Here is a 7,589-nt window from a genome sequence, read left to right as displayed (position 1 = left end):
CGCGACCCAGCCCGAACCGGGAAGTGTGTTTCTAGGGATTGGCCGCCCCGGGACCGTCCGCGCCGATGCGTGTCCGGTGCTCCCTGCCGAGCGACCAGACGACACTACGCCAATCCGGGCAGGAAACAAAGTCGCCGACCAGGTCGGGCACGGTCGCCTCCCCCGACTTCCTCATCGGCCCCTCGTGTCTGATGAAGCAGAGCGACTACCGGGAGGGTGGCCTCGCCCGTACCCAGCGCACCAAGATCCTGCCGCTGCTGGAAGATCACCACTACGGCGAGGGTGTGGACGTCGAGCGCCGCTACGGGCTCGACAGGCTCCGGGTAGGCCTTCATCCCCAGGGGAACTCGTCTACCCCATGGCCACCGAGCACGCCTGCCCGGTGTCCTTCAGGGCCTCGACGTGAAGTGGCTCCGGCCGGTCCGCAAACTGCTGATCGGCCTGGAGGCGACGGCCGCCGGCTGGGACCCTGCAAGCTCGCCCGAGCTCAAGTGGCAGCACCCGCACATCACCCCGGGATACCAGAGCCGTCAGCACCTGTGCACCTTCGCCGACCTCGATGGCACGGACCGGTGCTTCTCGTGGCACGGCCGAATCACCCCGGAGAAGGGGGACGGCTGCACTTCCGGCTCCTTCCCGAGGCGCGGGCGTTCCGGCTCGGTTACGTCGGCGCCAAGCTCGGTAGCGACGCGGATTCCTGAGGAGGTGCCGTCCCGTGGCCCGGTCGCGGGACGGCGCACCCCGGAAAGTACGCGCGTTCCCGGTCAGAGCTGATGTGCTGCGGCGAACCGGACGAAGGCTGTCCAGGAGGCAGGGTCGAGCTCCAATGCGGGCCCTGCCAGATCCTTCGTCGATGCCGGCGTTGTCCTCACGGTCGAGGGGCATGACCTGTGCCTCGACGTTGCGTCTCTGCCCGGCGAGGAGGACCTGTTCCAACTGGCGGCCTGGCATCACCGCTGTGCCGCCAAGTCGCCGCAGCACCACGGACTCCTCCAAGGCGAGGCTCAGCAGCGGAGAGATCCGGGATGCGAGCAACTCCTGCCGTCCAAGCGGGCAGCTACTCGCTGCTCGATGGCACTGTCCTCCAGCTTGGCGGCGTACCGGAAGAACGCCGGGTACCGCGCCCACGCGACCTCGTCCTTCATCGCGGTCACGGCACCGCCCGCACTCAGCGCCTGATCCGCCCTCTCGATCAGCTCGGGCCGGGGGATCCGTCGGCCGAGCTCGACCGAGGCGACCTGGTCCTCGCCGTACCCCGGCAGTGCGCCCAGCTGGGCCCGGGGTCAGGCCCTCCCGTTCGCGCAGGAGCGTCACCTGCCGCCCGAAGGAGCGCAGGAAGCCTGCCCCGTCATCCTGTTCCGCCATGTCGCCACCTCCGACCCACCACCCTCAACGGCGTCGCCCACCGCACGGCCCCACCCGGGCATCCGCACACGATCGGCGATCAAGAGGATACGGACCGCAACCAGCCGGCATGTCCGTAATCCCGTCAATTCACGCCCGCTACGCCGCGGGCACCGCCACCGCACCGCGCAGCAGACTGCGTGCACGTTCAGCGCCACGCCGGTTGCGCTCGACGACGGCCACGTCCGGCCCGGCCACCGGAGGCGCGACTCCCGCGCAACGCAGGCAGATAGCGCCACCGCCCACCACCGGGTCCGCGCAGCGCGCGCACTCCCCCATCGCGCGAGGCGGAGCAGTATCGAGCTCCGCCGCCTCCACCGGCATCCTGCGCTCCAGGCGCGCCCGCACGAAGCCCGCCGGCGCGAGTACATGCGGGGGCAGATCGCCCAACAACGCATCCCGCAGCCGTCCGACATCCGGATCCCGGGCCAGCCAGTCCGCCGCCAGCGGGGCGAGGTCCAGTACTTCAACCACCCCCAGCCGCAGGCGCCGGTCCCGGGCGGTCAGCCGCCCGAGCAGTCCGGCCGCAGCGGCCCGGGCCTCCTCGTCGGCGTCAGCACCCTCACCCGACCTCGCCGGGAGGGAGGAGGTGTTCCCCTCGTTCTTCTCCCCCTTGGGGGAACTGCCGACTTCCCGGGCCTCCCCCTCACCGAGTGCCGGGTTTCGGACCGCAGCGCGCCAGGCTGCCTCGATCTCGTCCGTCTCCGTCAGCGACACGCTGCTGACGAGAACGCGGGTCGTCCACGTCCCCTTCGTCGGGTGCTGGGAGCGTCGGACGTGGAGAAAGCCCTCCTCGATCAACTGTGCCCGCGCACCGGCGACGGCCGTGCGCCCCTCGGGCATGCGCTTGCCGATGGTGAGGATCGTGTCCCGACTGCCGGGTGGCAGCGACAGCGCCCAGAGCAGCAGCGTCTTCGCCGTGGCACGCAGACGCGGGTGGCGGACGATCTCGTGTGACGCCCGTACGTAGCGCTCGGGCGCGATAAAGTGAACGTGCATGAGGAGCTCCGACTCCGTGTGCCGGACCCCGGGGTGTTGGCGCACCGCCGGGGTCGACTATTGATCTGTAGCCGGACGGTAGCACGCGGTGACCACTCCCCGCCCCCGAATCCGGAATCCCACCCGGACCACCTGAGGTGGCGTCCGCCGAGCTCTCGCCGGGGATCAACTGCGGGCCGTGGAACGTTGAGCCGAACTGCACGGCCGTCAGTCACTCACCCCGGGGACACGCGACAGCGTGGTCAAGAAGACCCGTCCCGGTTCCTTCCCCCGTGCCCGTCGTGGGCGCGGACCCTGTCCAGCTCCGTTACAGCTCGCTCGCCATCGCCGCCCACGAGGACCCGGGCCGGTCGGCAGCCACGGCTCGAACGTGTACTACGCCGTCATCGGCCCACGCGGGCTGTGGCCGGCCGGCCAGTTGATCAAGGCGGCGCTGAAGGTCCAGGGGGAGACTGCCCAGTTGCGCAGCGACCAGCCGCACTCGGCGCTCCCGGTCCTGCGGGCGTACGGCATCCATTGCGTCCAGCGGGTGCGGTGGGTGGACGACGAGACGTACCTGGAGTTCACGAAGCCACAGAGCGCGGGCAGCACGTTCTGACTGTCCGCTCCGACGAACAGCGCGCCAACTTCCCACCGCCTCAGACCGATCCAGGCCGGCGGTGTGCCATTCGCCGGCCTGTCGGCGCGTCGGGTCTTCCTTGCCCCTCCCGGACCGAACCAGTCAGTAATATGACCGCATGTATGTCGGCCGTCACCGTCGTGTCAGGGGGCGGGGGGACACATGGACGACATCCACATCCGTACGGACGTCCTGCGGCAGTCCGCGAGCGGCCTTCAGGAGGCCGCCGCCGTCGTCGGACCGGCCGGGCACTGGCTCGACAGCAGCATCACCGCCGCAGCCGCCAAGACCGCCTGGGAGTCCGGGCCGGCGCTCAAGGACCGCGCCACCGCGTGGCAGGCGCACATGAAGTCGGCCGTCGACCAGCTCCACCGCTACGCGGAACAGCTGCGCGACTCGGCGCACTCATACAACCAGGCCGAGCAGGAGGCCACTCGCCGGGTCACCGCCGCTCTCACCGACCTCCAGGGGGCGGCGGGCACGGGACGCAAGGCGCTCGACATCCTCCAGCGCGAGGCCTCCCAGGTCGAGCCGGCCATGTACACCGGGGGCATCCCGGGCGGGCAGGCCCCGCGTCTGGTGGCCGACTGGTGGAAGGCCTTGACCGACAACCAGCGCAAGCAGCTGATGCTCTCCGACCCGGTCACGCTGGCCAACCTTCCCGGTATCCCCGACGTGAAGCTCGGCCTCCGCGGAGGCCCGGGCGCCAAGTACGACCGCATCAAAACCGTGCCATGGGCACTGGAGCACTGGGACGCCACCGGCATCGACGACTTCGGGGACAACTGCACCAACTTCGCCTCGGAGGCCCTGCAGCAGGGCGGCCTCCACATCAAAGGGGACGGACTCTGGGGCTGGCGGGGCGACGACACCTGGGGGCGCAGCGAGGACGCGGGCGGTGACTGGCTCTCCCAACGCGCCGACTACTCGAAGAGCTGGGCGGGCGCGCAGAACATGCACGACTTCCTGATGCGCCACGGCAGCGAGGAAATAACGGCGGACCAGGTGAAGCCCGGAGACAGCGTGTACTGCGAGGAGAACTCCGACCAGGACGACCAGGACAAGAAGGGGGCCGTCCACCACACCGCGGCCGTCACGGCGGTGACGCCGGACGGGGGCATCCGGTACACCCAGCACGGCGGCGGCCAGAAGAACGCGAGCCTCGGCGGGCGGATCGACAGCTTCCAGAAGCAGCGCGGTCACCAGAAGCTGCACTTCGTCCGCGTCAACCCGGACTGGTACTAGACCGATGGCCGAAGAACATCGCTCCCTCCCCCGCTTCCGGGCCCGCGGCCCGCTGCTCCTCGCCCTCGCGGGCTGGGCGTGCGCCGTGCCCACCCTCGCCGCGGACGACGACGTCCGCGCGCTCGTCAGCCGGTGCCAGGACAGCCCGGGTGCCGCGGCCGACGTACTGCCGCTGGCCTGGGCGGGCCTGGTGCTCGGGGTCGGCGCGCTCTGCTGGGGCGGCCGGCAGGTCGTCACCGCCTTCCGTCGGCGGACGGTGCGACTCGGCGCGGGACACGTCCTGCTCTTCATCCTGCTGGCGGCAGCCATCGGTCTCCCGTTCCAGTACGCCCCTCGCACAGACCGCTGCCCACGACACCGGCCCCCAACGGAGGAGTTGCTTCGGGCATGACCGGCTGACGATCACGCTCGACCCCGCCAAGGTGCCCGGAGCGCGCCCGACAGTCTGAGCTCCACCGGGGGTTCGGAACCGACGGCCCGCTCGGCGTCGCACCCCCGGCCGCCCACCGCGTACACCACCGCCCCACCCGCCGTACAGGGCTCGGCCGTACACGCGTCACCACTGGACACAGGCCTGACACGGCGGCACGCTCCTCCCCATGACCTCCCTGCACAGCCCGGAGCCCGCCGAGGCAACAGCAACCGTCCGCGAGTTCGCCATGCGGTACAGCTCCACCCCGCGGAGACCGGCTCGCCCGCCGGCTCCTCTCCCACCGCCTCGACGGCTAGTAGTGCTTTGTTAGGTCGGGGCTGGTGTGGGTCTGGCTGGTGGTTGGTGGCAGGTCGGGCATGGTCCGTTCCAGGTCGCGAGGAGCTGTTGAAGTGCTCTGACGGCCTGGTAGAGGGTCATGCCCGAGCAAGGACTTTTGGGCGGCTCCGGGCGAGGGTCACGAAGAGGTGGGCGGCGGTGACCAGGGTGACGTGGCGGTGCCATCCCGCGAAGGAGCGTCCCTCGAAATGGTCAAGGCCCAGGGCGGTTTTGAGTTCGCGGTAGTCGTGCTCGATGCGCCAGCGGATCTTGGCGAGGCGAACCAGTTCTTCGACGGGTGTCTCGGCCGGCAGGCTGGAGACCCAGTAGTGGGACGGTTCGGGCAGGTCGGGCGGCCATTGGGCCAGGAGCCAGCAAGCGGGCAGGGTTCCGTCCTGCTCCAGCCGCGGGCGGCGGCCGGCCAGGCGCACGCGCAGGGCAACGAAGGCAGAGGTCAGCTGATCGCGTGAGCCGCGTCGCCACGTCACCGTCCGGGCCGCCTCCCGACCTGCGGCCCTCACGTGCTCGGCCAGCGAGACGGGGCGTGTGCGGTAGCGGGGCTTGGGCCTGGGGCCGAGTCCGCCGTAGGGCGGCTGGTGGGTGACCACCTCCAGTGGGTGCGCGGTCGCCAGGCCCTTGACCTGAACGCACCGGGCGAGCCGGTGCCGTCCTTCGGGAAGCCGGTGTCGTCCACGACCCACGCGTCCGGTGCCAGCGCCCGCACCGCCCGGTCCGCCGGGCGCGCTCTGACCTCCTCGACGGGCCAGGTCGAGGAGGAGATGAACTGCTGCAGGCGCTGATGGTCGATGCCAAGCCGCTCGGCCATCGGCTGCATCCACTTGCGCCGGCCGTCCAACAGCAGACCACGCAGGTAGCTAACGCCCTTGTCCTGCTGGTCCGCGCGCTGCAGCGAGGCGAAGATCTCTCCCGCGAACGCCTCCAACTCATCGCGTAACACGCCCAGTTCATCCGGAGTCATGCTCGCAGAGAACCGCCGAGCACCACTCCCGGCCAGCCCCCGCGCACCACGTGACAAGCACTACTCGCGGAACACGCGCACGGGACAGGCGGGCCCTCCGCTCGCTCCCGGCGTTCAGGTGGACTCGGACGGCAACGACGCAGCCGTGCCCCGGGCCCAGCCGACGACCCGGCGCCCGACCTGCTCACCCCAGCCCTCGGGCAGCGGCCCCTCCCACCAGGGGTTCTCCTCCCAGAACTCCATGGCGAGGGGAGCCGTGTCCGGAAAGTGCCGACGGATCTCACCGGGCACCCCGGGGTCAGAGGTCAGCAGCTGCCACGATGAACTGTCGAACTCTCGTAGTACCAGCACCCGTTCAGTCCTCACGTAGCCCGCAAAGTCCGCATTGATCGCCTGCAGATCCGAAGGCAGCAGGGCCAGCAGCTCCAGCGTCCCCACCCCGGCCTCGGAGAGCTTCGTGATCTCGGCAAGCCAGTCCTCGTCCTCGTAGAACCGCACCCGCCAGGTCAGCCCCAGCCCGAAACTCCCCAACCGCACCAGGAGTTCATTCAGCGTGACGTAGCGCCGACCCGCTGGCGCCCAGGGCACCGGCTCGTCCTCCCGCCAGGCCTCGAACGCCACCGACTCCATCCCACCACCCGCAGCACCGGTTTCCATCCGGCGACCGTACCCAGGCGGCCGGATGCCTGCCTCCCCAATTTTCATCGCTGCCGTCCGGAACGGACACTGCGGCGGGCGTGAGCTTCGAGACTGCGGCCTGTCACTCCGCGCCACCTGACAAAGCACTACTAGGCGTTCGGCTACGACTCCCCGCTCAACGACACCCTGGCCCTGATCACCGCCGAACTCGCGGCCAACGCCGTCCGCATGCCGCCGACGCCGTAGAACGCCAGCTCCTGATGGCGCGTCACAAGCGCGCCCACGGGGAGTTCAGGCGTCCGGCCCACGCGTCCGTGATCCCTCATGGCAGCCAACGGGCGGCATGCTCCCCCGTAACACGGCCGGCGTCATCGCGCCGTTCTGCCTGAATCTCCGCCTGTATCGCGGGCAGAAGCTCGGCGACCGGACAGGCCGCTCGGTCTGCGTCATACGCGTCCGCTCCCCCATGACGTATGCAGAGTGCTTCCCCCACTGTACGGAGTGCGACCGAGCCCGGGGGTGGCTTCCGGCAAGCCTCAGTCGAGCCTCTGGCCACGCCTGGCAACCGGCCGGCGAGAGCGGGCTCCGGCAGTGCGGGCTCAAGGCCGTCGAAACCAGGTCCTCCGGTACCTCGACCCGGACGAGGCCGGCTTCGCCGAGCTCCCAGGCCTTCCACGCCGCCCGTTGGGTCGCCCGCCCGGCCGCGAGCGGGCGCCAGGACTGATTTGAGTAGCTCGCCCCGCGGAACCGCACCGTCCGGAAACACAGAGAGCCCCTGCCCGGGACCCGGGCAGGGTTCTCCGTCCGCACATGGTCCGGAAATGCAGAAAGACCCCCTCCGGAATCCGGAGGGGGTCTTTCTGGAATGATTGTTCGGCGGCGTCCTACTCTCCCACAGGGTCCCCCCTGCAGTACCATCGGCGCTGTGAGGCTTAGCTTCCGGGTTCGGAATGTAA

At 70.2% G+C, this 7,589-nt stretch carries 5 protein-coding genes, 1 rRNA gene and 2 pseudogenes; 3 read left to right on the top strand and 5 right to left on the bottom strand.

Features of this window, described 5'->3' with window-relative positions:
* Positions 1-351 precede the first annotated feature (351 nt).
* Positions 352-1,038: pseudogene (locus ACZ5WK_RS39845) on the bottom strand (Scr1 family TA system antitoxin-like transcriptional regulator); the annotation flags it as partial.
* A 465-nt stretch (positions 1,039-1,503) separates the two neighbouring features.
* Positions 1,504-2,403 carry a hypothetical protein gene (locus ACZ5WK_RS39840; protein WP_465555412.1) on the bottom strand — a complete coding sequence of 300 codons (900 nt, stop codon included), beginning with the start codon at positions 2,401-2,403 and terminating at the stop codon, positions 1,504-1,506.
* A gap of 370 nt (positions 2,404-2,773) precedes the next feature.
* On the opposite strand from ACZ5WK_RS39840, the gene ACZ5WK_RS39835 reads away from it, so the two are divergent.
* The 3 genes from ACZ5WK_RS39835 to ACZ5WK_RS39825 all read left to right on the top strand — a co-directional run bounded on the left by ACZ5WK_RS39835 (position 2,774) and on the right by ACZ5WK_RS39825 (position 4,658).
* Positions 2,774-3,001, top strand: a complete 228-nt coding sequence (locus ACZ5WK_RS39835; RefSeq protein WP_465555410.1) for a hypothetical protein — start codon at positions 2,774-2,776, stop codon at positions 2,999-3,001.
* 183 nt (positions 3,002-3,184) lie between these two features.
* Positions 3,185-4,267, top strand: coding sequence for an amidase domain-containing protein (locus ACZ5WK_RS39830; protein WP_465555408.1), 1,083 nt, complete (start codon positions 3,185-3,187; stop codon positions 4,265-4,267).
* 4 nt (positions 4,268-4,271) lie between these two features.
* Positions 4,272-4,658, top strand: a complete 387-nt coding sequence (locus ACZ5WK_RS39825) for a hypothetical protein (protein ID WP_465555406.1) — start codon at positions 4,272-4,274, stop codon at positions 4,656-4,658.
* 455 nt (positions 4,659-5,113) lie between these two features.
* On the opposite strand, the pseudogene ACZ5WK_RS39820 reads toward ACZ5WK_RS39825, so the two are convergent.
* The 3 genes and pseudogenes from ACZ5WK_RS39820 to rrf all read right to left on the bottom strand — a co-directional run.
* Positions 5,114-5,994, bottom strand: a pseudogene (locus ACZ5WK_RS39820) (IS701 family transposase).
* Positions 5,995-6,108: 114 nt separating this feature from the next.
* Complete coding sequence (locus tag ACZ5WK_RS39815; protein ID WP_465555404.1) at positions 6,109-6,651, bottom strand: hypothetical protein; 543 nt, start codon at positions 6,649-6,651, stop codon at positions 6,109-6,111.
* 853 nt (positions 6,652-7,504) lie between these two features.
* A 5S ribosomal RNA gene (gene rrf, locus ACZ5WK_RS39810) occupies positions 7,505-7,589 on the bottom strand; the annotation flags it as partial.

The organism is Kitasatospora sp. NPDC032757, assembly GCF_055579305.1.
The sequence above is the reverse complement of the archived record's forward strand: the minus strand, read 5'-3'. Positions and strand labels throughout refer to the sequence as shown.